The sequence below is a fragment of the Sphingomonas sp. 179-A 2A2 NHS genome (assembly GCF_045371305.1).
In the GTDB taxonomy this organism is placed as follows: Bacteria; Pseudomonadota; Alphaproteobacteria; order Sphingomonadales; family Sphingomonadaceae; genus Sphingomonas.
The window spans coordinates 531,533-556,164 of the sequence record NZ_JBIQDE010000002.1; the positions used below are offsets into that span (position 1 = coordinate 531,533).

The window sequence follows — 24,632 nt, forward strand, 5'->3', positions numbered from 1 at the left end:
CTATCCGCTCCTCCCGCCGGCGGGCTCTCAGGCTGCCTGATCCACCACCACCCGCGCGATCAGATCCCGCTGGATCTCGTTCGATCCGGCATAGATGGTGGACGCACGGTTGTTCAGATACTTCGGCATCGCGATCGCGATCGCGTCCGGCGCATCGTCGATGTCGCCTTCCCAACCGGCGGCGATCTCCAGCGCCAGCAGGTCGATGCGCTGCGAGGCTTCGGTGCCCAGTACCTTCAGCATCGACGGGCGTACCGCATCCGCCGGGCCGCCGCCTTCGAGGCCGGCAAGCTCGATTGCACGCAGCGCGTCCACCGCGATCGCCTCGCGCGCCAGCCGCTCGCGGTTGCCCTCGTGCTCGAGCCATCCGGTCGCTTCCGCGGCCTCGCGGATCATGTCGAGCGATGCCGCAAGTCCCGGCGCATAGCGGCCGGATCGCTCGAAGGTCAGCAGGTGCTTCGCCACGGTCCAGCCGTCGTTCTCCGCGCCAAGGCGGCCGCTCACCGGCACGCGCACGTCGTCGAAGAACACCTGGTTGAACTCATGCTCGCCGGCCAGCGTGTGGATCGGCGACACGGTGATGCCCGGTGTCTTCATCTCCAGCAGCAGGAAGGTGATGCCGGTCTGTGGGCGTCCTTCGGTGCTGGTGCGCACCAGGCAGAACATGCGGTTCGCGAAATGCGCGTGCGTCGTCCAGATCTTGGAGCCGTTCAGCACATAATCGTCGCCGTCGCGCACCGCGCGCAGCTTCAGCGACGCGAGGTCCGAACCGGAGCCGGGCTCCGAATAGCCCTGGCACCAGCGATCCTCGCCGGACAGGATGCGCGGCAGCAGCGTCGCCTTCTGCTCGGGCGATCCATAATGCATGATCACCGGCGCCACCATCTTCAGCCCCATCGGCGACAGGCCGGGGGCGTGGGCGCGGGCATATTCCTCCGCCCAGATGTAACGCTGGATCTCGTTCCAGCCGGTGCCGCCATATTCGACCGGCCAGTCCGGTGCGGCCCAGCCCTGCGCGTGCAGGATCCGCTGCCACGCATCGGCAATGTCGGGATGCAGGAACACGCTGGTCCCGCGCCGGGCGCCGCGGCGAAGCTCCGGCGTCAGCTTCTCGGACAGGAAGGTGCGCACCTCATCACGAAAGGCGCGCGCGTCTGCGCTGTTCAGGCTCTCCATGCCGGCATCATGCCCGCACGCCGCACCGCCTCCAAGCTGACCATTGCGTCAGGCCAAGGTCGCGCAGGGCAGGGGCGTCAGGCGTGCGGTCCCAGGAACCCGTGGCCAGTCGCGATCTGGATCATCCGCGCGCGCGTCGTCGCGCCCAGCTTCTCCGCCGCATTGCGCAGGTGAAATCGCACGGTGGAAACCGACAGCGACAGAATCGTCCCGATCTCGGCGTTGGTCTTCCCCGCCGCCGCCCAGCGCACGCACTGCGCCTCGCGCGCGGAAAGCTGCCCCGGCGGCGTCCGCTTGCCGTTCGAGGTGAGTTCCGCGTGGGTGCCGAGGAAGCGGAAGGCGAGCGCGAAAAGCTCCGCGGCATGCGCGTCGAACGTCGCCTTCATGTCGATCGGCTCGTTCGCCACCCACAGCACCGTGCCAACCTTCCCACCGGCCAGATGGACCGGGGCGATCAGCGCGCCGGTGAAGCCGAATTCCTGCGTCACCCGGGCGCAATCGATCGCCTCCAGCATTCTGGTTGGCCGCCACGATCCCAGCTGTCCGTCGGCATACCAGATCGGCTCGGCGAAGACGCGCGCGGCATGGAGGAAGCTGGCACGCAGCGCGAGGCTGCGGTTGCGCCAGTAATTGGGCACGCTCTTCACCCAGGGCATGCGCTCGGCGTAGGCTTTGCCGTTGCGGTCGGCCATCGGGGCCGGGTCGCCAATGTCGCTTTGCGCTGCAACAAAGGGCAGGTTCGCGCGCACGCCGGCCGCAACCACCTGATCGGCGAGTGCGTCCACCTCCTCCCAGGTCAGGGTCTCGCGCGCTTCCGACTGCATCTCTTCGCTCCCGCAGCATCGCTAGCTTGTGCCTCCCCCCGCGGCAAGGCTTGCCTCTTGCGCTTGCGCGCGGTTCACGGCATCGCTGCCGTAACTGATGTTATGGTAAGAAAAGGGAGAGGATCATGGCTGGTCGGTATGCGGGCAAGCACGTCTTCGTCGCGGGGGCATCGAGCGGGATCAACCTCGCCATCGCCCACGGTTTCGCCGCGGAAGGCGCGAAGGTAACGGTGCTCAGCCGCAGCGCTGACAAGATCGAAGCTGCCGCCGCCGGCATCCGCGAAACCGGCGCCGAAGCGATCGGCATCGCCTGCGACGTGCGCGATTATCCCGGTCTCGAGGCCGCTTATGCCGAGGCGACGGGCAAGTTCGGCCCGATCGACGTGCTGATCTCGGGCGCGGCCGGCAACTTCCTCGCGCCGGCGGTGAAGCTCTCGGCCAACGCCTTCAAGACGGTGGTCGACATCGATCTGCTCGGCACGTTCAACGTCTTCCGCGCCAGCTACGATCACCTGGTGAAGCCGGGCGCCTCGCTGATCGCGATCACTGCCGGCCAGGCGGTCCATCCGTCGGCGTTCCAGATCCACGCCTGCGCCGCCAAGGCCGGCGTCAACATGGTCACCAAGTGCCTCGCGCTCGAATGGGGTCCGGCCGGCATCCGCGTGAACGGCATCTCGCCCGGCCCGATCGGCGATACCGAAGGGATGAAGCGTCTCGGCGGCGATCCGGCGCGCGAGGCCCAGATCAAGAAGCGCCTCGCGCTGCGTGATTACGGCACCAAGGCCGACATCGCCGAAGCCGCATTGTGGCTGTCGAGCCCGGAGGCGAAATACGTCACCGGCGCGATCATCAACGTCGACGGCGGCAGTGACCTCGGCGACGCGAGCGCCGACGCACTCGGCTGATCCGGGGCGGGGCGGGGGGGCACCCCCGCCTCGGCCGGTTGCAGTGCTGAGTTCAGCCCTTCACCCCGATTCCCAGGTCCGCCGGCCCGAACGCATCCGGCAGCAGCTGCGACAGCGTGTAGCTGTTCACCGCATCGCCTTGTGCGCCCGCGCAATGCACGCGCACGTCGCGGCCGCCGATCTGCGCGGCTTCGTTGATCACCTGGCGGCACCTGCCGCACGGGCGCACCACGTCGCTGCCCGTCACCGCACCGTCGCGGATCACGCCGCCGATCACCCCGATCGCGACCACGTCGCTCAGTCGCCCCTGCGCGCTGGCGCTGGCGATCGCCACCGTCTCGGCACACAGCGACAGGCCGTAGCTCGCATTCTCGAAGTTGGCACCAGTCACCACCGTGCCATCCGCCAGCAGCACCGCCGCTCCCACGCCGAAGTTGGAATAAGGCGCATGCGCATGGCGCGCCGCCTCCCGCGCCAGCGCGATCAGCCGCGTCGCTTCGTCCGTCATTTTGTCACTCATGGTGCTGCCACATTCCAGTTCACCGGCCCGTCGATGCCGTCGATCCGCCGCATGTCACTCGCCCGCCACATCCGCCACGGCCGGGCGGCATAATCGGGCGGAAAGAAATTCCCCGCCGCCCAGATCGTGCGGGGCAGGGCAGTGGAAAGGTCATAATCCCGCTCGAACCGACGCGATACGCGCAGCAGCACCGGCTTTCCGGTATGCGCCTCGATGATCGCCGCGGCCTTGGCGATCTCCTCCACCAGCGCGCTGCGTGCCGGGCGCGCGGCGCAATCCTCGCGATAATCGAAGTCGATCGCCGCCGGCAGGTCGGCATCGTCGCGCGGCACGATCGTGTTGAAGGCGTTGGCCTGCGCCTCGCCCGGCTGGCACAGCGACCATACGTGCACCGCGCCGCGCCGCAGCCCGGCCGCACCAATGCCTTCCCAATTCTCCTCGAACCGCGCGTCCCGCCGCTTTGCGCCATAAGTGGCGGTGGCATAGGCAAAGTCCGCCCGCCCGCCGACCACCGGCCATTCGATCGCGCCATTCGCTTCGCCGACGTCGATCCCCTGCACCGGGAACTTGTCCACCGACGGCCGCCATTGCGCCGCCGCCTGCCACGCGGCGAACGTCGCCGTGCACAGGGCGACCACGATCAGCGCCCATCGGCCCAGCCCGTACATGTGTCTCAGCCCTTGATGTGGAGCACGCAGATCAGCGTGAACAGCCGCCGTGCCGTGTCGAAATCGACGTCGATCTTCCCCTCCAGCCGCTCTTTCAGCAGCGCCGCCGCGTCATTGTGGATCCCCCGCCGTGCCATATCGATCGTCTCGATCTGTTGCGGCGTCGCCTGACGTATCGCCTGGAAGTAGCTGTCGCAGATAGCGAAATAATCGCGGATCGGCCGGCGGAACCGTCCCATGCCGAGAATATGCGCCTCGAGCGGCGTGCCGTCCTCGCGCTTGATCTGCATCACCAGCCGGCCTTCCTCGACCGACAGCGCCAGCCGGTACGGCCCGGCATAGCCATCGGGATGCTGCTTCTGCGGCGCGAAGTGGTTGCCCTCGATCAGATCGAAGATCGCGATCCGCCGTTCCTGCTCGATATCGGCCGATCGCCACAGGATGGTGCGCTCGTCCAGTTCGACATCGATGATCCGCGGATCGGCCATCTTGTTGCGATAGAGACCAATCGCCGCGGCGACAATTCTCGTAATCCACAGGCTGCCCCGGTTTCCGTTTGCCGGTTGCGCGGGTAGAAGCAGCCGCCTGATGGCGACACTGGCATTCCCGCAACCGGCCCCGGCCGAACCGATCCACCTGCCCCGCAATGTCGAGGCCGAGGCCGCGATGCTGGGTGCGATGATGATCGACAACCGCCTTGCCGACGACATCGTCGACCGGCTGGAGCCGGCGCATTTCTACGAGCCGGTCCACGGCCGCATCTTCGCCGCGATCAAGACGCTGCGGGCCAGCGACATGCTCGCCACCCCAGTCACGCTGCGCCCGATGTTCGAGGCGGACGAGGGGATGCGCGAGCTTGGCGGCCCGGCCTATCTCGCGCAGCTCACCGGCTCAGGCGCGGGCCTGATCGGCGCGCGCCAGTTCGCGCAGCAGATCTACGATCTCGCCATGCTCCGCTCGCTGGTGACGGTCGGGCGCACGCTGGTGGAGCGCGCGATGGATACCTCGGAGGAGGTGAACCCGCGCGCCCAGATCGAACTCGCCGAGGAAGAACTTTTCAAGGTCGCCGCCGACGGCACGACCGAGAATGCGATCAAGAGCTTCGCGCAGGCCACCAAGGTCGCGCTGAAGATGGCCGAGACCGCGCTCAATTCCGGCGGCAAGGTCTCGGGCATCACCACCGGCTTCGACACGGTGAACGCTCGCATCGGCGGCATGCACCGGTCGGACTTGATGATCCTCGCCGGCCGCCCCGGCATGGGCAAGACGTCGCTTGCCACCAACATCGCCTTCAACGCGGCGCAGCGCTGGATGATGGACATGAAGGCCGGCATTGCGCCGAGCGAATCGATCGGCGCGAAGGTCGCCTTCTTCAGCCTCGAAATGTCCGCCGATCAGCTGGCGACGCGTATCCTGGCGGAGCAATCGCGCATCACCTCGGAAAAGCTGCGCCGCGGTGACATCAGCCGCGCCGAGTTCCACCAGCTCGCCGCCGCAGCCGCGGACCTCGAGAACCTGCCGCTGTTCATCGACGACACCGGCGGTCTCTCGATCAGCGCACTCCACACCCGCGTCCGCCGCCTCCAGCGTCGTCACAACAACGAAATCGGCCTGGTTATCGTCGATTACCTCCAGCTCCTCTCAGGCAGTGGCAAGGCGAGCGACGGCAATCGCGTGCAGGAAATCTCCGAAATCAGCCGTGGTCTGAAGACGCTGGCAAAGGATCTCCACGTCCCCGTGCTCGCGCTGTCGCAGCTCAGCCGTGCGGTGGAGCAGCGCGAGGACAAGCGCCCGCAGCTGTCCGATCTTCGTGAATCCGGCTCGATCGAGCAGGACGCCGACATGGTCTGGTTCGTGTTCCGCGAGGATTATTACGTCGCGGCGAAGGAGCCCAAGCGCCCGACCGAGGGAGACGCGGCCAAGATCTTCGAGGATCACGCGCAATGGGCCAGCGACATGGAGCGCGTGTACGGTCTCGCCGAACTGATCATCGCCAAGCAGCGGCACGGCGCGACCGGCAAGGTGACGATGAAGTTCGATCCCAGCGTCACCCGCTTCAGCGACTACGCCGGCTACTAGGCGCCACCCTCATCCCGGGCTTGGTCCGGGATCCCGCTTCTTCTGCTTCGCGCGTCGCGGCGCCCGGCGGGGGCAATCTCCCCGACCGGCGGCGCCATCAGAACACCGGCTCCTCGCCCGGCTTCTCGGGCACGTGGATGCCGCATTCCACCTTCTCCCAGCCGCGCCAGCGGCCGGCGCGTGGGTCTTCGCCCGGCAGCACCTTGGACGTGCAGGGCTTGCACCCGATCGAGGGGTAGCCGTCCGCCTCCAGCGGGTGGCGCGGCAGTTCGTGCTCGGCGAAATAGGCCTCCAGCCGCGCCTTGTCCCAATCCGCCAGCGGGTTGAGCTTCAGACGGCCGTCGTCGATCTCGAACCGTGGCAGCGCGGCACGGGTCGCCGACTGGAAGCCCTTGCGGCCCGAGATCCAGGCGCCGAACGGCAGCAGCGCGCGGCGCAGCGGCTCCACCTTGCGGATTTCGCAGCAGCCGTCGGGATCATAGGACCAGCGAAGGCCATTGCCGTCCTTCGCCGCCAGGATCCGTGGGTCGGGGCGATAGACGCGCAGCTCGGTGAAGCCGAGGCGCTCGGCAAGATCGTCCCGGTATTCAAGCGTTTCGCCGAACATCTTTTGGGTGTTCGTGAAGATCACCGGCACGTCGCGGTCGACCTGCGCCACCATGTGAAGCAGCACGGCCGATTCCGAACCGAACGACGAAACCGCCGCGATGCGGCCCTTCAGCTCGCCCGTCAGCAGCTCGCGCAGCATGTCCTGCGTCGAGACGCCGGCGAAGCGCGCCTCCATCGCCGCCGCATCCGCCTGGGTGAAGGCGGGTGCGACGTCGATCATGTCGAGGCGCCGCGCGGCCTCAGCCATGGCGCAGCTTCCACACCGGCACCGCGGCGTCGGCCGCGGCCTGGTAATGATAATCGTAGCGCTCCAGGCTGCGCTTCAGCGTGTCCGGATCGATCGGCGCTTGCGGAGCGAAGCTGTCGAAGCCGCAGCGGCGCATGAACGGGATCTGGTCGACCAGCACGTCCCCGGCCGCGCGCAGCTCGCCCGTATAGCCCGCCTCGCGCAGCACCCGCGCGGCGGAATAGCCGCGCCCGTCACGAAACGTCGGGAAGCTCACCTCGACCAGCGCCAGCTGGCCCATGTGCGGCAGCAGCGCGCGCGCATCGTCGCCCGCCTCGATCCGCACCGCGCCGGCGTTGGTCTGTCCTTCGAGGAAGGCGTCCAGCGTGATCGCCGGCTCGTCATGCGCCTCGTCGTCGCGGAAGCGCAGGAGATTGTTATCCATAGATCGCCTCCTTGAACGCGTCGAAGCCGACGCGGCGATAGGTGTCGAGGAAGCGCTCGCCCGGCTCGCGCACCGCGACGAACTTGTCGGTCACGCGCTCGATCGCATCGACGATGCCGTCCTCGTCGAAGCCGGGGCCAGTGATCTTGCCGAGGCTCACGTCCTCCGCGCCCGATCCGCCGAGCAGCAACTGGTAGTTCTCCTTGCCCTTACGATCGACGCCCAGGATGCCGATGTGGCCGGCATGATGGTGGCCGCAGGCGTTGATGCAGCCGGAGATCTTGAGCTTGAGCTCGCCAAGGTCACGCTGCCGGTCGAGATCCCTGAAGCGCGTCGCGATCTTCTGCGCCACCGGGATGGATCGTGCATTGGCGAGGCTGCAATAATCGAGGCCCGGGCAGGCGATGATGTCGCTGATGAGGTCGAGGTTCGCCTCGGCGAGGCCAGCCTCGGTCAGCGCCTGCCACACGGCGTAAAGATCGGCCTTGCGCACGTGGGGCAGGACGATGTTCTGCGCATGCGTCACGCGCAGCTCGTCGAACGAATAACGCTCGGCCAGGTCCGCCATAACTTCGATCTGGTCGGCCGAGGCATCGCCCGGAATGCCGCCCACCGGCTTCAGCGAGATGTTGACGATGGCATAGCCCGGCGCCTTGTGCGCGCGGACGTTCTGGTCGAGCCACACCGCGAAATCAGGATCGCTGCGGTCGATCTCCTCGGAAGCGCCCGCCTCGAACGCGGGCGCCGCGAAGAAGGCGCTGATCCGCTCCAGCTCCGCCGCCGGGGGATCGATCCCCAGCGTCTTCACATGGCCGAATTCCTCCTCCACCTGGCGGCGATATTCATCCGCGCCCAGCTCGTGGATCAGGATCTTGATCCGCGCCTTGTAGATATTGTCGCGTCGGCCGTAGCGATTGTAGACGCGCAGGCACGCCTCGACGTAGCTGAGCAGATCGTCCGCCGTGACGAAGTCCTTGATCTCCGGCGCGATCATCGGCGTGCGGCCCATGCCGCCGCCCACGAACACGCGCCCGCCGAGCACGCCGTCGCGCTCCACCAGCTCGATGCCGATATCGTGCAGCCGCATCGCCGCGCGATCCTCCGGCGCCGCGATCACGGCAATCTTGAACTTGCGCGGCAAGTAGCTGAATTCCGGGTGGAACGTGCTCCACTGGCGCAGCAGCTCGGCCCACGGGCGCGGGTCCGTCACCTCGTCGGCGGCGGCGCCGGCATATTGATCCGAACTGATGTTGCGGATGCAATTGCCGCTGGTCTGGATGGCGTGCATCTCGACAGTCGCCAGCTCGGCGAGGATGTCGGGCGCGTCTTCCAGCTTGATCCAATTGTACTGGATGTTCTGGCGCGTGGTGAAATGGCCGTAGCCGCGGTCGTACTTGCGCGCGATATGCCCCAGCATCCGCATCTGCCGGCTGTCGAGTGTGCCGTACGGCACCGCGACGCGCAGCATGTAGGCGTGCAGCTGCAGATAGAGGCCGTTCATCAGCCGTAGCGGCTTGAACTGGTCCTCGGTGATCTGCCCGGCGAGCCGACGCTTCACCTGGTCGCGGAATTCCTCCACCCGGGCGTCGACGATCGACTGATCATATTGGTCGTATTGATACATCAGCAGCGGTCCACAAATGCCGCCTGCGGTCCCTTGGGGCGCAGCGGCGTTATTCCCATCACCCGGCGATCAGATCACCCAGCTGCCGGCGTTCGCATCCGCCGGCTTCAATGTCAGGTCAGGCCGCACCGTCGGCCCCAGCGCGCGGATGCGATCCTTGATATGTGCCGGCCGCGGCCCCTCGGGCGTCTCGGTCGCGTCGATCACATACGGCCCATTCACCCGCCGCGCGCCTTCCTCGGCCGTGGCGATCGCCTCGCCCTTGTCGCCGACGTCCACCGCATCCTCGACATGGCGAGACCAGCCATCGCCGGTCCACCACGTCACGTCCCCCGTCGCCAGATCGTTTCCGGTCAGCAATTTCATGCGTTCATCGACTCCGCTGCACGCGCCCATCCTGCGAGCCGGTCCTCGGCATCGCTCAATTCCACCACTTCGCCGACGACGATGATCGCCGGGCTCGCGACGCCCTCGCGGTTCACCATCGGCCCCAGGTCCGCCAGCAGCGTCTTCAGCGCGCGGTGCCCGGGGAGGGTGCCTTTCTCCAGCACCGCCACCGGCATGTCCGGCGCGACGCCATCGGCCATCAGCTTGTCGGCGATCGTCTCCGCCGTCGCGACGCCCATGTAGATCACCAGCGTGCGCCCCTGGCCGGCAAGGCCGGACCAGTCCTGGTCGCTCAGCCCCTTGCACTGGCCAGCAACGAAGCTGACCGCGCTCGAATGATCGCGATGCGTGAGCGGCAGCATCGCTTCCGCCGCGCAGCCAAGCGCCGCCGAGACGCCGGGGATCACTTCCACCGGCAGGCCCGCGGCGCGCACCGCCTCCACTTCCTCGCCGCCGCGCCCGAAGATGAACGGGTCGCCGCCCTTAAGCCTGACGACGACGCTGCCGGCGCGAACATGCGCGACGATCAACGCATTGATCGCTTCCTGGGGCAGCGTGTGCCGTGCGCGCCGCTTGGCGACGGAGATGCGATGCGCATCGGCCGGCGCGATCTCCAGCACCCGCGGGTCGATCAGCCCGTCATGCACGACGACATCCGCCGCCTTCAGCGCTTCCACCGCGCGCACCGTAAGGAGGCCCGGGTCGCCCGGACCCGCACCGACGAGGATGACGCGTCCACGCGCATCGGGATCGAGAAGGCTTGCCATCCTCAGGGAGATGAAGCCTGCCGCGACGGCCGGCAACCGAGCGATCCTTCGCGCAGGCGTAGGTCAGCTATTCCCTATGGCGAAGGTCGGATCAGGCGCACCCTTCGACATAGCCGAGAACCGGCATCGTCCCGACGTGCATCAGGCTGACCTTGCCGTCCTGCCCGATCTCGAAACGCAGCGCCGGATCGCCGCTCGCCGCATTGGGCGCGGTCAGATACTTCGCCGGCCGGTCCTCATATTTGTGCGGCTCGGCGCGGAAGCCGCCGAACGCCTGGCGCACCTCGCGTTCGGGCGTCCCGATGCCGATGCCCTCGATCAGCTTCACGTCGGATCGCTGTCCCACGGTGATCCGCCGCACCTTGCCCTCGGTCACGATCGCATAGACGCCAGGATAGTCGGGCGAGCTGACCGTGCGGCACCCCTCGTCGATCTGCGCCCCGCGCTCCGCCCAGCCGCTGCCGCGCGGCACCGCTTCCCCGATCCGCAACGCGCCGAGCCCCTCCAGCGCCAGCGTCTTGCCCGCCACTCGCGTCACATCCGGCGAAGGCGCTGCGGTGGGGCTCGCGCTCACGACCGGCGTCGGCGCCGGCGAGGGGACCGGCGCCGCCGTCACGTCCGCGGCAGGCCCGTTGGCCGGCAGCGTCTCATTCGATCGGTCGGGTTCGGACGAACAGGCGGCCAGCGCCACGGCAAGCGCAATCGCGCAGGAAAGGTTTCGCATCCGTCCTAAACGGAGAACCGCCGCCCCGGTTTCCCGTCTCAGGCGTCGCGCAGGCCGATGCCGATCGAGGCGCGCGCGGCCTCGGCTTCGTTCGATACTACGGGATAAGCGCAATAATCGGCCGCGTAATAGGCGCTCGGCCGGTGGTTCCCGGACCAGCCGACGCCGCCGAACGGGGCAGAGGAGGAGGCGCCGTTGGTGGGGCGGTTCCAGTTGACGATGCCCGCCCGCGCGCCGGCCCAGAAGCGGTCGTACAGTGCCGGCGTCTGGCTGATCAGCGAGGCGGACAGCCCGTAGCGGGTGTTGTTCGCCTCCGCGATCGCGGCGTCGAAATCATCCACCCGCACCAGTTGCAGGATCGGGCCGAACAGCTCGATATCGGGCCGCTCGCTCACGTCGGTCATGTCGATGATGCCGGGCAGCAGGAACGGCCGCCCCTCCACCGGGCGCTGCAGATGGCGCACCGGCCGCCCGCCACGCATCAGCAGCGCGAGGAAGCTTTCGGTCAGCTGGTCTGCGGTCTCATTGTCGATCACCGGGCCCATGAAGGGGGCAGGGTCGTCATGCGGCGCGCCGACGATCAGGCGCGAGAGCAACGCGTTGACCTGCTCGATCAGCGGCTCGCACAGTTTCTCGTCGACGATCAGCCGCCGTGCGGCGGTGCAGCGCTGGCCCGCCGTTGTGAAGGCGGACTGGATGATGATGACCGCCGCGGCATAAAGATCGGGCGTGTCCCACACCACGATCGGGTTGTTGCCGCCCATCTCCAGCGCCAGGATCTTCTCGGGCTTTTCGGCGAAGGCGCGGTTGAGCGCGATCCCGGTGCGCGCCGATCCGGTGAAGAGCAGCCCGTCGATCCCGTCATGGCCGGAAAGCGCGCGCCCCTCGTCCGGCCCGCCGATGACGAGCCGCGCGCATTCCTCCGGCACGCCGGCCGCGCGATAGCAGTCGATCAGGAAGGCGCCCGTCGCCGGCGTCTTTTCCGATGGCTTGAAGACCACCGCGTTGCCCGCGATCAGCGCCGGCACCATGTGGCCGTTCGGCAGATGCGCCGGGAAATTATACGGGCCCAGCACCGCCAGCACGCCGTGCGGCTTGTGGCGCAGCGCCATGCGCGATCCCATCGGCGCGTCCAGCCGCCGCTGCGCGGAGCGCTCGGAATAGGCCGAGACCGAAATGTCGACCTTGGCGATCACGCTGTCGACTTCGGTGCGCGCTTCCCACAGCGGCTTGCCGGTCTCGCGCGCGATGATGTCGGCGAAGGCCTCGTGCCGCTGCCGCACCACGTTGGCGAAGCGGCGCATCGTCTCGATCCGGAAGGTCAGCGGCCGCGCCGCCCAGGTCGACCAGCCGGAACGCGCGGCGGCGACTTCCGCGTCCACGTCGCCGATCGCCCCGCGCCACAATTCGGCGCCGGTGGCGGGCTCGAGGGAAACCAACTCGCTCACGGATCAGACCTCTAGCGTTCGCCCGGCGTATAGCGGGCAATCCTTCCTTTTGTCCTTACGTTGGTTCTTTACGGCCAGACAAGGCGCGCCCGCCGCGGACGGTTCATCGCAGCGCTTCGCCCATCGTGCGGATCGCCGCGACCTTGGCGTTGAAGGCGCTCCAGTCGTCGCCTTGCGCGATCGCATCCCAGATCGCCTCCACCTCGTTGATCTGCATCCCGCACGGCTCGCCGGACCAATAGGGATGGTCCCGCCCGGCGCGCAGCTGCCGCGCGTCGAGCCCGGCGCGCACCTCGTCCCATTCCGCGCCATAGCTCGGCGGCAGCGGCTGGCCGAACACGTCGAAGAAGAAATCGTTGATCCCGACGCCGGTCTCGCGCAACGCGCGCTCGGTCGTCTGGATGAAGGCCACGTCAGCCTCGGGCTCGCGCGGCTCGCGTCCCATCCGCCACAGCAAGGCACGGGTCACCGCCGGCTGATAGGCGGGGCCGAACCCGTCCAGCGCTGCGATCAGCGGCTCCGCCTCGGCCAGCAGGCGAAGCGACGCGGCAAGCTGCATCACGTCCCAATGGATCGCCTGCGGCTGCCGCCCGAAGGAATAAAGCCCCGCGGCATCAAAATAGGCCGCGACGAACTCCGGGTCCCACGTCGGCGCGAACCGCCACGGGCCATAGTCGAAGCTTTCGCCGGTGACGTTGATGTTGTCGGAATTCAGCACGCCATGGACGAAGCCCGCCGCCATGTAGCTCGCGGCGAGCTCGGCAGTGCGCGCCACGACGAGCTCCAGCAGCCGCACCGGATCCTCGCCATCCTCGCCATAAAGGTTCGCCAGCACGTAGCGCACCAGGCGGCGCATCGCCTCCTCGTCGCGGGCATAGGCCACCCGCTGGAACGTGCCGATGCGGATGTGGCTATGGCTCAGCCGCACGAGCACCGCTGACCGGGTGGGGGAGGGCTCGTCGTTGCGTTCCAGCGCCTCGCCCGTCTCGATCAGCGAGAAGCTGCGCGAGGTGCGCACGCCCAGCGCCTCCAGCATCTCGGTCGCCAGCACCTCGCGCACGCCGCCCTTCAGCGTCAGCCGCCCGTCGCCGAAGCGGCTCCACGGCGTCTGCCCCGATCCCTTGGTGCCAAGGTCCATCAGCCGGTCGTCGCGGTCGCGCAGCTGCGCAAAGGTGAAGCCGCGCCCATCGCCGATATCGGGGTTGTACACGCGGAACTGGTGGCCGTGATAGCGCAGTGCCAGCGGCTGGGGCAGCGATCCGGGCAGCGGCTCGAAGCGGCCGAAGTGGCGGATCCACTGCGCATCGTCCAGCTGGTCCAGCCCCACCTCGGCGGCGGCGCGATCGTTGCGGAAGCGAAGGATCGTCTGCGGGAAGTTCGCTGCCTCGACAGGATCGTAGAAGCTGTCGCCCAGCGTCAGGATCGTCGTCTCGGGCCGATAGGCGTGCGGGGCAGCTTGAGGTTCTGGGGCCATGCGTGGATATGGGGCGCGCGCAACGAAAGGTGCAACCATGGCCGCCTGGCAGGATCTATTTTGGTGGTCGAACGATGGCCTGCGCCTCCATGCGCGGGATTATCCGGGGGAGGCGGATGCGCTGCCGGTGCTGTGCCTGCCCGGCCTCACCCGCAACGCGCGCGACTATGAGGTGCTGGCGCGCCGTCTTGCCGGCAAGCGCCGCGTGCTCGCGCTCGATCTGCGCGGCCGCGGCGAAAGCGCCTATGCCAAGGATCCGATGAGCTACGTCCCGCTCACCTATGCGCAGGACGTGGCGGCGCTGCTCGCGGATCAGAACATCGATCGCTTCGTCGCCATCGGCACCTCGCTTGGCGGGATCGTCACCATGCTGCTGGCCGGGATGGTGCCCGGCCGTATCGCCGGCGCGCTGCTCAACGATGTCGGCCCGGAGATCGAGCCCGCCGGCCTCGCGCGCATCCGCGGCTATGTCGGGCGCAACAGCGTCTGGCCAACCTGGATGCACGCCGCCCGCGCGGTGCAGGAGGCCAATGCCCATGCCTATCCCGATTACGGGATCGAGGATTGGCTGGCGATGGCCAAGCGGCTTTACCGGCTGAACAGTGCCGGTCGCATCGTGCTCGATTACGATCTGAAGATCGCCGAGCCCTTCCGCGTACCGGGTAACGAGGCCGGGTCGGACATGTGGCGCGCGCTCGCGGCGCTCGGCGATGCGCCGGTGCTGATCGTGCGCGGCGGCAAGTCCGACATCCTCTCCGCGGCGGTCGCCGAGCGGATGGCCGCCTCGCTTCCCGATGCGCAGCTCGTCACCTTGCCCGGCATCGGCCACGCGCCGACGCTGAGCGAGCCCGGCGTGCAGGGCGCGATCGACCGGCTGCTGGCGCGTGCCGAGAAGGAACCGGCAAGCGACTGAAACGTCAAGGAAGGCACTCAGTTCTTGGAGCCTTCATGACCGATCGATCCGACGCGCACACCGCCATCACGCCGCTTGCCGGTCGCCGCGTGCTGGTGACGGGCGGCACCACCGGGATCGGCCGCGCGATCGCCGTTCTGCTCGCCAGCGAAGGTGCGCGTGTCTTCGTCTGCGGCCGCAACGAGCAGCATCTTGAGGACGCGCTCACCCGCATCCGCGAGGTGGGCGAGGGCGATGGCATCGCGATCGACCTTGCCGAGGAGGAGAATGTCGCCCGGCTGTTCGAGGCTGCGACCGGTTATCTCGGCGGGCTGGACGTCGCGGTGATCAACGCCGCGCGCGGCGCCGAGGGGCTGCTCGACATGACCGAGGCGGATCTTCGCTACACGATCGGCAGCAACTTCACCGCCTATCTCCTCTCCGCCCAGCACGCCGCGAAGGCGATGGGCGCGGATGGCGAGGAAGCGAAGGCGAAGGCCAAGGGCGACATCGTCCTCATCGGCTCGATGAGTGCGTACGTCCTTGGCCCCGGCTCCACCGTCTATGCCGGCATCAAATACGGCATCCAGGGCTTCGCCATCGCGCTCCGGCGGGAGCTTGGCCCCAAGGGCGTGCGCGTCTCGCTGGTCGAACCCGGCCTCACCGGCAGCGACATGGTGGAGGGCACCAGCGAGGAACAGGCAGAGCGGATCAACAAGGAGGAGATGCTGCGCGCCGAGGACATCGCCGTCGGCGTCCATTACCTCCTCACCCAGCCAAGCCGCACCGTCGTGCAGCAAGTCACCATCTCGCCGCGCATGCAGGATCAGGAATGACCTTCCCGCTCGACCACCTCGTCTTCACGCCTCACGACGTCGACCTGTCCCGCTCCCCGCTCGCCGGGCACATCGACGAGGAAACCTACGCGCTGGGCGCCTTCAACCCGGGCATGACCCGGCTGCCCAACGGCAACCTCCTCCTCATGGTCCGCGTGGCAGAGGCGCTGCGCACCCCGATCCGCGACGGCCACGTCCGGGCGATCCGCTGGGAGGAGGGCCGCTACGTCCTCGATCCCTGGCCGCTGCAGCTCGTCGACACCGCCGATCCGCGCAAGTTCATGATGCGCGGCGGCGGATGGAAGGTGATGGCGCTCACCTCGCTCTCCTGGCTGCTCCCGGTCGAGCTCGATCCCGACGGCCGCCGCGTCGAGGCCGTCCACTACGATCGCGCCATCGCCCCGCGCGCCAGCTACCAATGCTACGGCGTCGAGGACGCCCGCATCACCCGCATCGGCGACCGGTACCTGATGACGAGCTGCTCGGTCAGCCCGGAACGCCACTCGACCACGCTCTACACCAGCAACGACGCCATGGACTGGCAGCTCGAAGGCATCGTCCTCGATCACCAGAACAAGGACATGCTGATCTTCGAAGGGCTGATCGGCGGCAAATACTGGGCGCAGACCCGCCCGCTGGGAGACCTCTATTTCGCCTATCCGCCGGGCAGCGACTGGCGCGCCGGCCCATCGATCAACCTCGCCTCCTCGCCGGACGCGCTGCACTGGAAGCCGAGCGAGCATCCCGGCATCCGCCCGCATGCCGCCACCGTCGCCACCGCGCGCATGGGCGGCGGCGCGCAGCCGGTGCTGGCGGACGTGAACGGCCAGCAGGGCTGGCTCACCCTGTGGCACGGCGTCGAGCCGTCCGGCATCGTCGGCATCTACCGCACCTACTGGACGCTGCTCGACAAGGACGAGCCGTGGCGCACGCTGGCCACCGATCACCATCCGCTGCTCGAGCCCAATCCCTTGCTCACCGAGCCGCTGAAGGACCAGATGTACCTCGACAACGTCGTCTTCACGACCGGTCTTGCCGACGGCGGGGATCGCTGGATCGTGGCGAGCGGCGAGGCCGATCTCGCCTGCCGCATCACCCATATCCCCAAGGCGCATCTCGGCCGCTGACGCCCGCCCATCGCCGCCGCCGGGCGAGGAGGGCGCGTGGCCGGTCAGCCGTGCACCGCGCCCGCCCCCGCGCCCACCAGGCCAAGCGCCGCCACGCCCATCCAGATCGCCATCGCCACCATCATCACATTCTCGGTCAGCGAGACGAAGCCCAGCGGCACGTTGCTCGATCCGCCGACGCACGCGCATTTCAGCTCGCGCCGGTCGACATACACCGCCTTGAAGACGGACACCGCGCCGATCGTCCCGATGAACAAGGCGATCGGCACTGACAGCCACGGCAGTACGCCAGCGATCATCAGCACGCCCGCCAGCGCCTCGGCAAAGGGATAGATGTACGAATAGGGCACCCAGCGCTTCGCCAGCAGGTCGTAATTGAGGAACATCGTCGCAAAGCTCTCGACGTTCTGCAGCTTCAGCAGCGCCAGCACCGCCATGCTGAACCCGATGAACCATTCCGCTGCGCGCAAGGTGAAGGGCGATCCGAACGCCGCCTGGCTCGCCGACAGCGCCATCAGCGCGGTGATCGTGAACAACGCGGCGACGGGCTTGTAGGTGGTCGCCTTGGGATCGACGACGGTCTTGCCGAAATGCCGGCGCAGATCGTCATAGCCGCCGATCCGTGCGCCATCGATGAACGTCTGCGGCGTCGTCTTCACGCCATGCTCGGCCTTGAACGCGTCGGTTTCCTCGCGCGTGCGCAGCCAGTGATCCTCCACCGTGTAACCCTGCCGCCGCAGCAGGTCCTTCGCCTTCAGGCCATAGGGGCACACATGCTTGTCCATCACCATGCGGTACAGCACGGCGCGGCGTGCCCCGGCGGCTGGCGCCGGCGCGCTCGAGCGATCGATCTGGGTGGTGGCGGTCATGGCAGCGGCTCTCGACTGGTAATCAGGCTGCCCGCGATATAGGGTCTGTACCATGGTACGGAGTCAAGAGGTGGTCGCACCGCGTGGAGCTGCTCCCGGTCTCACGATCGCCGGCCTCGCCCAGGCCGCGGACGTCGGCGTCGAGACGGTGCGCTATTATCAGCGCCGCGGCCTGCTCGAGACGCCGGACAGGAGCGGCGGCGGCGCGGGCGGCGGGATCCGCCGCTATGGCGAGGCGGACGTTCGCCGCCTGCGCTTCATCCGCTCGGCCCAGGCGGCCGGCTTCACGCTGGATCAGATCGCCGAGCTCCTCGCGCTGGACGCCACCAGTGATCGCGCCCGCGTCCGCGCACTGGCGCAGGAGAGGATCACCGCGCTCGACGCCAGGATCGCCGAACTCGACCGCGCGCGCTCGTCACTTCGCCGGCTCGCCGAGGAATGCAGCGCCACCGCCGCCGGCCCATGCCCGATCCTCGCGTCCTTCGATCACCCGCCGGAACAGTCCGGCCACGCGAGGGCAGAGGGACCAGCAAAGCTGGCGAAGGGGTAAGCCGCACAAGCGCCGGCCGAGGCTCAACCCAACCAAACAACCCAATGCACGTCACCCCGGCCCCCGAGCCGGGGTCCCGCGTCAAGTCAGGGGCAACCCGCACCCCGCCCACACATCAGCCGCGCAGCCCCACCGCGGTCTCATCCCGCCGCAGCGTCAGCACCTCGACCCCGGTTGCCGTCACCGCCACCGTATGCTCGAACTGCGCCGACAGCTTCCGGTCCCCGGTCACCACGGTCCAGCCGTCGTCCTGCGTCTCGGTGCGCCGCGTCCCCTGATTGATCATCGGCTCGATCGTGAAGGTCATGCCTTCGCGAAGCCGCACGCCCGTGCCCGGCTTGCCGAAATGCATTACTTGCGGCTCCTCGTGCATTTCGCGGCCGATGCCGTGGCCGCAATAATCGCGCACCACAGAATAACCGTTCTTCTTGGCATGCCGCTCGATCGCGAAGCCGATGTCGCCAAGGTGCGCGCCGGGCCGCACCGCGCCGATCCCTTTCCACATCGCTTCCTGCGTCACCCGCACCAGCCGCTTTGCAGCCGGGGATGCATCGCCCACGATATAGGTCTTGCTCGAATCCGCGATGAAGCCGTTCTTCTCCAGCGTGATGTCGAGGTTCACGATATCACCCGGCTTGATGGTCTCGTCCGCGCTCGGCACGCCGTGGCACACCACTTCGTTGATCGAACAGTTCAGCACATAGGCGAAGCCATATTGTCCCTTGCTCGCCGGGCGTGCCGCCAGGTCATGGGTGATGTAGCGCTCGACAAGATCGTTCACCGCCAGCGTCGACATGCCTGCAAGGTCGATCCCGTCCAGCATTTCGAACACCCGGGCCAGCAGCTTGCCCGAAGTGCGCATCAGATCCAGTTCGTCAGGCGTCTTCACCATGTCACGCCACCGCCTTGGGATGGCGCACCGGCGCGATCGCGCGCGCCAGGCGCAGGCGCACGATCTCGTTGAACGATGCGGTCGGATTGGCCTCCGCCAGCATCCCGATCGTCATCCAGAATTCCGCCTGCGCGTTGATCGATCGACACATCACGTCGCTCGCCCGCCGCACCTGTTCGTGCAGCCCGTCGTTGATCTTGACGATGCCCATGAAGGTAGCTCCCGCTCGAATATACGAAACGTATATGCGGCGTATAACCGCGGCCGGCAAGTTCGGTCCTCGAAATGGCCTCGCGGCACCCCCCTCTGTCCTACACGGCCCGTCCTGTGTCATGGGGGCACCCATGACATCGCCGACCCGCCTTGCCCTGTCCGCCGCGAATGTTGAGGCCGCCGCGAAAAACGCGCCAGCGCCTCAACTTCCTCAACATTCGCGCTGCCCGGAAGGCCGCTGATGGCAGCCCCGCTGAACATCCTTCACCTCCATTCGACCTTCGATCTCGGGGGGAAGGAGGCGCGTGCCGTTCGCCTGATGAACGCCTTCGGCGATCGCGCGCGGCACACCATCGTCTCGGGGATGGAGGGCCGCTACGGCGCACGCGAGCGGATCGCCAAGGGCGTGAAGTACGAGATCGCGCAGAACCCGCCGCCGCTGCAGGGCAAGCCCTCGGTCGGCCGCTACGATGCCATCGCGCGCTACATGCGGCGCTTCGATCTGGTGCTCACCTATAATTGGGGCGCGATCGACGGCGTCATGGCGCGGCGCGTGTTCGGGCGCGGGGTGCCGCCGATCGTTCATCATGAAGATGGCTTCAACGAGGATGAGGCCGGCGGCCTGAAGCGCGAGCGCAATCTCTACCGTCGCCTCGCGCTCAGCGCCGCGCATGGCCTGGTGGTGCCCTCGACGTCGCTGGAACGGATCGCGCTCGAAACCTGGAAGCAGCCGCGCGCCAGGGTCCATCGCATCATCAACGGCATCGATACCGCGCTCTACGCCAAGCGGCCTGAACCAAAGGCGATCCCCGGCTTCGTGCGCAAGCCGAAGGAAACCGTGATCGGCACCGTCGCTGGCCTGCGCGCGGTGAAGGATCTGCCCGCGCTGGTGCGCGCGGTCGGCGGCCTCTCCACGCGCTTTCGCCTCGTCATCGTGGGCGAGGGGCCGGAGCGCGCCGCAATCGAGAGCGCGGCACTCGCGATGGGGATCGAGGATCAGCTGGTGATGCCGGGCTTCCTCGATCGGCCCTATCGCTTCATGGGCCATTTCGATCTGCTGGCGCTGTCCTCCCTGTCCGAACAATTCCCGATCTCGGTGGTGGAGGCGATGGCCGCTGGCCTGCCGATCGTCTCGCCGCCGGTAGGCGACGTGCCGATGATGGTGTCGGCGGAAAACGCGCCCTTCATCACCGAATATCCGGGCGAAGTGCGGCTGCGCGATGCGATGCAGGCGCTGATCGCCGATCCCGAACTGCGCAAGCGGGTGGGGGAGGCGAACCGGCGCAAGGCAGTGGCGGAATATGACGAGCGCCAGATGATCCAGCGCTATGCCGCTCTTTACGAAGAGGCGGTCGGCCGGCCCGGCGCGCTGGGCGCAAGGGCCTGACATGGCTACGCGCGCAATTTTCTCGCCCCACGCAACCTTTCTCGTTAGGGCGCCTTATTCTTCATCCAAGAGGTAATCGGAAAGCCGTGGCTACTGCCGTGTTCAAGGGGCTCAAGCCCATCGTCTACAACGGCCGCGAAGTCTGGCCGCTCGTGGAGGGCGGCAAAGGTGTTGCGGCAACCAATCACGCATCCGCGGGTGCCTGGGCAGCAGCCGGCGGTATCGGTACGGTCAGCGCGGTCAATGCCGACAGCTACGATCCCGAAGGCCGCATCATCCCGCAGGTGTATCACGCGCTCACTCGCCGTGAACGGCATGAGGAACTGATCGCCTACGCCATCGAGGGCGCGGTCCAGCAGGTGCAGCGCGCCTGGGACATCGCCGGCGGCAAGGGTGCGATCAACATTAACGTGCTGTGGGAAATGGGCGGCGCGCAGCGCGTGCTGCAGGGCGTGCTGGAACGCACCCGCGGGCTCGTCTCCGGCGTCACCTGCGGCGCCGGCATGCCGTACAAGCTCAGCGAGATCGCGGCCGAACATAACGTCCAGTATCTGCCGATCGTCTCGTCCGGCCGTGCCTTCCGTGCGCTGTGGAAGCGCGCCTATTCCAAGGTGTCGGAGCTGCTCGGCGCGGTCGTGTACGAGGATCCGTGGCTCGCCGGCGGGCACAACGGCCTCTCCAATGCCGAAGATCCGCTGAAGCCGGAGGATCCCTATCCGCGCGTGAAGGCGCTGCGCGATACGATGCGCGAAGGCGGTATTCCCGATACCACCCCGATCGTGATGGCCGGCGGCGTCTGGTATCTGCGTGATTGGAACAACTGGATCGACAATCCGGAACTGGGCACCATCGCCTTCCAGTACGGCACGCGCCCGCTGCTGACGCAGGAAAGCCCGATCCCGCAGGCGTGGAAGGAACGCCTGATGACGATCGAGGAGGGCGATGTCCTCCTCCACCGTTTCTCGCCCACCGGCTTCTATTCCTCCGCGGTGCGCAATTCGTTCCTCCGCAGTCTCGAGGCGCGCTCGGAACGGCAGATCGCCTTCTCCACGCAGGAAGCTGGCGATCACGTCTTCCAGCTCGACGTCGGCGTGAAGGGTAAGAACTTCTGGGTCACCAAGGGTGATCTGATGCGCGCCCGCGAATGGTTCGGCCACGGCTTCACCGATGCGCTGAAGACGCCGGACAACACCTTGGTGTTCGTGACGCCGCAGGAGAAGGCGGAAATCCGCAAGGATCAGGCCGATTGCATGGGCTGCCTCAGCCAGTGCCTGTTCTCCAGCTGGGCGGATACGGAGACGAACTCCACCGGTCGTCTCGCCGATCCGCGCAGTTTCTGCATCCAGAAGACGCTGCAGGATATCGCGCATGGCGGCGATACCGAAGCGAACCTCATGTTCGCCGGCCATTCCGCCTATAATTTCAAGCGCGATCCCTTCTACTCGAACGGCTTCGTGCCGACGGTGAAGCAGCTGGTCGATCGGATCCTGACCGGCGATTGATCCGCCCGGCCGGCTGGTCGGGGAGGGAAGGGGCTAGGCCCAACCCTCCAGCACCTGATCCGGTGGGCGGTGTCCGTCGGCCCACATGCGGATGTTGGTGATCACCTTCTCGCCGGTCGCCAGCCGCCCCTCGTAGGTCGCCGATCCCATGTGCGGGGTCATGACGACGTTGGGCAGCGCCAGCAGCCGCGGGTCGATCGCCGGCTCGTGCTTCCACACGTCGAGGCCCGCACCGGCCAGCCGTCCCGCCTCCAGCGCGTCGATCATCGCATCCTCGTCGACGATCCCGCCCCGGCTGGCATTGATCAGGAAGACATGCGGCCGCAGCAGCCCGATCCGCTCCGCATTGATCAGGTTCTCGCTGTCCGGATTGCGGGGTGTATGGATCGTCAGGATGTCGATGGCGGACAACATCTCGTCCAGGTTCGGATGCCACTGCGCTTGCAGTTCCGCCTCCACCACCTTCGGCAGCCGGTGCCGGTTGTGGTAGTGGATCGACAGCCCGAACGCCCGCGCCCGCCGCGCCACCGCCTGCCCGATCCGCCCCATGCCGACGATGCCCAGCGCCTTGCCGCCGATCCGGTGGCCAAGCATCCCGCCCGGTGTCCAGCCCTTCCATTCGCCCGAGCGAACGAGCTTCTCGCCCTCCGCCAGCCGCCGCGGCACGGAAACGATCAGCGCCATCGTCATGTCCGCGGTGTCTTCGGTCAGCACGCCGGGGGTGTTGGTGACGATGATGCCGCGCGCCCGCGCCGCTTTCAGGTCGATGTGGTTCACCCCGGCGCCGAAATTGGCGATCAGTTTCAGCCGCTCGCCAGCCTCGGCGATCAGCTCCGCGTCGATGGTGTCCACCACCGTCGGCACCAGCACGTCGCAGTCCTTAAGCGCAGCAACCAGCTGGTCGCGCGGCAGCGGCTGGTCGCTGCGGTTGTTGCGCGTATCGAACAACGTCTCCAGCCGATCCATGACGGCATCGGGGAGTTCGCGGGTGACGACCACCTTCGGATTGGCAACGCGGCGAGTGTCGGCCATGGGAGCGGGCTTGGCGAAGCGCTCGTCGTCCGTCAACGATCGGTTGAGGCTGGCGGTTGAAGCGGGTCGATACCCGCGACTACAGGTGGGGCAATGCGGCAGGGGCGAAAGATGCGGCGGATGACGGGCTTATGGGCGGCGCTGATCGCGATCACGGCGCTGTCCGCTGGCGATGTCGCGGCGCAGGCGGCGAAGGAAAAGCCGAAGCCGCCCTATTTTGCCTCCATCGGGGCAGGGAAGGCGCGCATGCGCTCCGGCCCCGGCCGCACCTTCCCGGCCACATGGCTGTATGTGCGCGCGGATTTGCCGGTGCGCGTGGTCGACGTGTTCAAGGAATGGCGCAAGGTGGAGGATCCCGGCGGCACGCAGGGCTGGATGCTCGGCGCGCTTATCAGCAGCACCCGCACGGCGATGGTTCAGGGCTCGGTCACCGAATTGCGTGACCGGCCTGCCTATGGCGCTCGTGTCCTCTGGCGTGCGGAGCCGGGCGTGATCGGCCGGATCAGCCAATGCGCGCGTGGCTGGTGCCGCTTCGACGTGAAGGGGCAGGCCGGCTATGCCGAGGCTAGCCGCCTGTGGGGTGTGGGCGCAGAGGAGACGCTGCCGTGAGCGCGATCGAGAGTTTCGACATGGACGCCTTCGTCGCCGCGACATTGGCGGAGGATCTGGGCCCAGGCATCGATGTTACTTCCGATGCGGTGATCCCGGCCGACGCTCGCTTCACGGCGGTGATGAACACACGCGATGCTATCACGGTCGCCGGGCTAGAGATCGCCGCTGCATTTTTCCGCCGGCTCGATCCGGAAGCCACCATCGAAATGCTGCTCGAAGACGGCGCGCGAGCGGAGCGCAACGTGCAGTTGATGCACATCGAAGGTCGCGCACGGGCGTTGTTGACCGCAGAACGATCCGCGTTGAACACCGTCCAGCACCTCTCGGGCATAGCAACGCTTACCTCGACCTATGTCGATCGCCTCACCGGTACCGGCGCGATCCTGCTGGATACGCGCAAGACGATCCCGGGGCTTCGCGTGCTCGAGAAATATGCGACCCGCATGGGCGGGGCGCGCAATCATCGCATGGGGCTGTGGGACGCGGCGATGATCAAGGACAATCACGTCGCGGTTGCCGGCAGCGTCGGCGAGGCTGTTCGACGCGCGGTCGCGGCTGGCGTGCCGGAGATCATCGTGGAGGTTGATCGGGTCGACCAGATCGAGCCTGCGCTTGCGGCAGGGGCGACGCGCCTGCTGCTCGACAACATGTCACTGGAGGAACTCCGCGCAGCGGTGGCGCTGATCGCCGGGCGGGTGCCCTGCGAGGCTTCTGGCGGGGTCACCCTCGACACGATCCGCGGCATTGCGGAAACCGGCGTGGACTTCATCAGTGTCGGGCGTCTCACGCAGTCGGCACCGGCGGCTGACATCGGCCTCGACTTCGCCCTTGCCTGAGGATCGGA

The 24,632-nt window shown here is 67.5% G+C and carries 27 protein-coding genes; 10 read left to right on the forward strand and 17 right to left on the reverse strand.

What is annotated here, in order from left to right; all coding sequences use genetic code 11:
• Window positions 1–27: 27 nt before the first annotated feature.
• Both ACH0AE_RS05800 and ACH0AE_RS05805 read right to left on the reverse strand, forming a co-directional pair.
• On the reverse strand, window positions 28–1,176 hold the full coding sequence (locus ACH0AE_RS05800; RefSeq protein ID WP_294442393.1) for an acyl-CoA dehydrogenase family protein: 1,149 nt from the start codon (window positions 1,174–1,176) through the stop codon (window positions 28–30).
• A gap of 77 nt (window positions 1,177–1,253) precedes the next feature.
• Window positions 1,254–2,000, reverse strand: a complete 747-nt coding sequence (locus ACH0AE_RS05805) for a LuxR C-terminal-related transcriptional regulator (protein ID WP_294442394.1) — start codon at window positions 1,998–2,000, stop codon at window positions 1,254–1,256.
• A 125-nt stretch (window positions 2,001–2,125) separates the two neighbouring features.
• On the opposite strand from ACH0AE_RS05805, the gene ACH0AE_RS05810 reads away from it, so the two are divergent.
• Window positions 2,126–2,905 carry an SDR family oxidoreductase gene (locus ACH0AE_RS05810; RefSeq protein WP_294442395.1) on the forward strand — a complete coding sequence of 260 codons (780 nt, stop codon included), beginning with the start codon at window positions 2,126–2,128 and terminating at the stop codon, window positions 2,903–2,905.
• A 52-nt stretch (window positions 2,906–2,957) separates the two neighbouring features.
• On the opposite strand, the gene cdd is transcribed toward ACH0AE_RS05810, so the two are convergent.
• From cdd to ACH0AE_RS05825, 3 genes are read right to left on the reverse strand one after another with little or no spacing between them, the layout of a single operon-like run.
• Window positions 2,958–3,425, reverse strand: coding sequence for a cytidine deaminase (gene cdd, locus ACH0AE_RS05815; protein WP_406875534.1), 468 nt, complete (start codon window positions 3,423–3,425; stop codon window positions 2,958–2,960).
• On the reverse strand, window positions 3,422–4,093 hold the full coding sequence (locus tag ACH0AE_RS05820; protein ID WP_294442396.1) for a GH25 family lysozyme: 672 nt from the start codon (window positions 4,091–4,093) through the stop codon (window positions 3,422–3,424). Before ACH0AE_RS05820 ends, cdd begins: the two co-directional genes overlap by 4 nt.
• Before the next feature lie 5 nt (window positions 4,094–4,098).
• Window positions 4,099–4,581, reverse strand: coding sequence for a UPF0262 family protein (locus ACH0AE_RS05825; RefSeq protein ID WP_294442397.1), 483 nt, complete (start codon window positions 4,579–4,581; stop codon window positions 4,099–4,101).
• 100 nt (window positions 4,582–4,681) lie between these two features.
• Between ACH0AE_RS05825 and ACH0AE_RS05830 the strand changes: the two genes are divergently transcribed.
• Complete coding sequence (locus ACH0AE_RS05830; RefSeq protein ID WP_294442398.1) at window positions 4,682–6,172, forward strand: replicative DNA helicase; 1,491 nt, start codon at window positions 4,682–4,684, stop codon at window positions 6,170–6,172.
• A 97-nt stretch (window positions 6,173–6,269) separates the two neighbouring features.
• On the opposite strand, the gene ACH0AE_RS05835 is transcribed toward ACH0AE_RS05830, so the two are convergent.
• From ACH0AE_RS05835 to ACH0AE_RS05870, 8 genes are all read right to left on the reverse strand, one after another.
• Complete coding sequence (locus tag ACH0AE_RS05835) at window positions 6,270–7,028, reverse strand: phosphoadenylyl-sulfate reductase (protein WP_294442399.1); 759 nt, start codon at window positions 7,026–7,028, stop codon at window positions 6,270–6,272.
• Window positions 7,021–7,452, reverse strand: coding sequence for a DUF934 domain-containing protein (locus ACH0AE_RS05840; RefSeq protein ID WP_294442400.1), 432 nt, complete (start codon window positions 7,450–7,452; stop codon window positions 7,021–7,023). The genes ACH0AE_RS05835 and ACH0AE_RS05840 overlap by 8 nt, the downstream gene beginning before the upstream one ends.
• Complete coding sequence (locus ACH0AE_RS05845; protein ID WP_294442401.1) at window positions 7,445–9,076, reverse strand: nitrite/sulfite reductase; 1,632 nt, start codon at window positions 9,074–9,076, stop codon at window positions 7,445–7,447. Before ACH0AE_RS05845 ends, ACH0AE_RS05840 begins: the two co-directional genes overlap by 8 nt.
• Window positions 9,077–9,145: 69 nt before the next feature.
• Window positions 9,146–9,442, reverse strand: a complete 297-nt coding sequence (locus tag ACH0AE_RS05850; RefSeq protein ID WP_294442402.1) for a DUF2849 domain-containing protein — start codon at window positions 9,440–9,442, stop codon at window positions 9,146–9,148.
• Window positions 9,439–10,230 carry a uroporphyrinogen-III C-methyltransferase gene (gene cobA / locus ACH0AE_RS05855; RefSeq protein ID WP_294442403.1) on the reverse strand — a complete coding sequence of 264 codons (792 nt, stop codon included), beginning with the start codon at window positions 10,228–10,230 and terminating at the stop codon, window positions 9,439–9,441. Before cobA ends, ACH0AE_RS05850 begins: the two co-directional genes overlap by 4 nt.
• 91 nt (window positions 10,231–10,321) lie before the next feature.
• On the reverse strand, window positions 10,322–10,954 hold the full coding sequence (locus ACH0AE_RS05860) for a hypothetical protein (protein WP_294442404.1): 633 nt from the start codon (window positions 10,952–10,954) through the stop codon (window positions 10,322–10,324).
• Window positions 10,955–10,992: 38 nt separating this feature from the next.
• Entirely contained in the window at window positions 10,993–12,402 is a 1,410-nt protein-coding gene (gene astD / locus ACH0AE_RS05865) for a succinylglutamate-semialdehyde dehydrogenase (RefSeq protein ID WP_294442405.1), read from the reverse strand.
• Window positions 12,403–12,505: 103 nt separating this feature from the next.
• Window positions 12,506–13,876 carry a protein adenylyltransferase SelO gene (locus tag ACH0AE_RS05870; RefSeq protein WP_294442406.1) on the reverse strand — a complete coding sequence of 457 codons (1,371 nt, stop codon included), beginning with the start codon at window positions 13,874–13,876 and terminating at the stop codon, window positions 12,506–12,508.
• A gap of 37 nt (window positions 13,877–13,913) precedes the next feature.
• Between ACH0AE_RS05870 and ACH0AE_RS05875 the strand changes: the two genes are divergently transcribed.
• From ACH0AE_RS05875 to ACH0AE_RS05885, 3 genes are read left to right on the forward strand one after another with little or no spacing between them, the layout of a single operon-like run.
• Window positions 13,914–14,789, forward strand: coding sequence for an alpha/beta fold hydrolase (locus ACH0AE_RS05875; protein ID WP_406875535.1), 876 nt, complete (start codon window positions 13,914–13,916; stop codon window positions 14,787–14,789).
• Between the two features lie 35 nt (window positions 14,790–14,824).
• Window positions 14,825–15,604, forward strand: a complete 780-nt coding sequence (locus tag ACH0AE_RS05880; protein WP_294442408.1) for an SDR family oxidoreductase — start codon at window positions 14,825–14,827, stop codon at window positions 15,602–15,604.
• Window positions 15,601–16,731, forward strand: coding sequence for a glycosidase (locus tag ACH0AE_RS05885; protein ID WP_294442409.1), 1,131 nt, complete (start codon window positions 15,601–15,603; stop codon window positions 16,729–16,731). Before ACH0AE_RS05880 ends, ACH0AE_RS05885 begins: the two co-directional genes overlap by 4 nt.
• 44 nt (window positions 16,732–16,775) lie before the next feature.
• Here the strand turns inward: ACH0AE_RS05885 and ACH0AE_RS05890 are convergent, their stop codons facing one another.
• Entirely contained in the window at window positions 16,776–17,600 is an 825-nt protein-coding gene (locus ACH0AE_RS05890) for a glutaredoxin family protein (RefSeq protein ID WP_294442410.1), read from the reverse strand.
• 52 nt (window positions 17,601–17,652) lie between these two features.
• Here ACH0AE_RS05890 and ACH0AE_RS05895 point away from each other — a divergent pair, with 52 nt between their 5' ends.
• Window positions 17,653–18,150: a MerR family DNA-binding protein gene (locus tag ACH0AE_RS05895; RefSeq protein WP_294442411.1), complete on the forward strand. Its 498-nt coding sequence runs from the start codon at window positions 17,653–17,655 to the stop codon at window positions 18,148–18,150.
• A gap of 115 nt (window positions 18,151–18,265) precedes the next feature.
• Here ACH0AE_RS05895 and map read toward each other — a convergent pair whose 3' ends face one another.
• Both map and ACH0AE_RS05905 read right to left on the reverse strand, forming a co-directional pair.
• Window positions 18,266–19,042, reverse strand: a complete 777-nt coding sequence (map, locus tag ACH0AE_RS05900; RefSeq protein WP_294442412.1) for a type I methionyl aminopeptidase — start codon at window positions 19,040–19,042, stop codon at window positions 18,266–18,268.
• 1 nt (window position 19,043) lies between these two features.
• Window positions 19,044–19,253: a ParD-like family protein gene (locus tag ACH0AE_RS05905; RefSeq protein WP_406875536.1), complete on the reverse strand. Its 210-nt coding sequence runs from the start codon at window positions 19,251–19,253 to the stop codon at window positions 19,044–19,046.
• 243 nt (window positions 19,254–19,496) lie between these two features.
• Between ACH0AE_RS05905 and ACH0AE_RS05910 the strand changes: the two genes are divergently transcribed.
• Both ACH0AE_RS05910 and ACH0AE_RS05915 read left to right on the forward strand, forming a co-directional pair.
• Entirely contained in the window at window positions 19,497–20,642 is a 1,146-nt protein-coding gene (locus ACH0AE_RS05910) for a glycosyltransferase (RefSeq protein WP_294442414.1), read from the forward strand.
• 98 nt (window positions 20,643–20,740) lie between these two features.
• A complete protein-coding gene (locus ACH0AE_RS05915; RefSeq protein WP_294442428.1) occupies window positions 20,741–22,144 on the forward strand; it encodes a nitronate monooxygenase family protein in 1,404 nt (467 codons plus the stop codon).
• 33 nt (window positions 22,145–22,177) lie between these two features.
• Here ACH0AE_RS05915 and ACH0AE_RS05920 read toward each other — a convergent pair whose 3' ends face one another.
• A complete protein-coding gene (locus ACH0AE_RS05920; RefSeq protein ID WP_294442415.1) occupies window positions 22,178–23,176 on the reverse strand; it encodes a D-glycerate dehydrogenase in 999 nt (332 codons plus the stop codon).
• A gap of 111 nt (window positions 23,177–23,287) precedes the next feature.
• Between ACH0AE_RS05920 and ACH0AE_RS05925 the strand changes: the two genes are divergently transcribed.
• Both ACH0AE_RS05925 and nadC read left to right on the forward strand, forming a co-directional pair.
• Complete coding sequence (locus ACH0AE_RS05925) at window positions 23,288–23,785, forward strand: SH3 domain-containing protein (protein WP_406875537.1); 498 nt, start codon at window positions 23,288–23,290, stop codon at window positions 23,783–23,785.
• A 20-nt stretch (window positions 23,786–23,805) separates the two neighbouring features.
• Window positions 23,806–24,624, forward strand: coding sequence for a carboxylating nicotinate-nucleotide diphosphorylase (nadC, locus tag ACH0AE_RS05930; protein ID WP_294442429.1), 819 nt, complete (start codon window positions 23,806–23,808; stop codon window positions 24,622–24,624).
• Window positions 24,625–24,632: the final 8 nt, after the last annotated feature.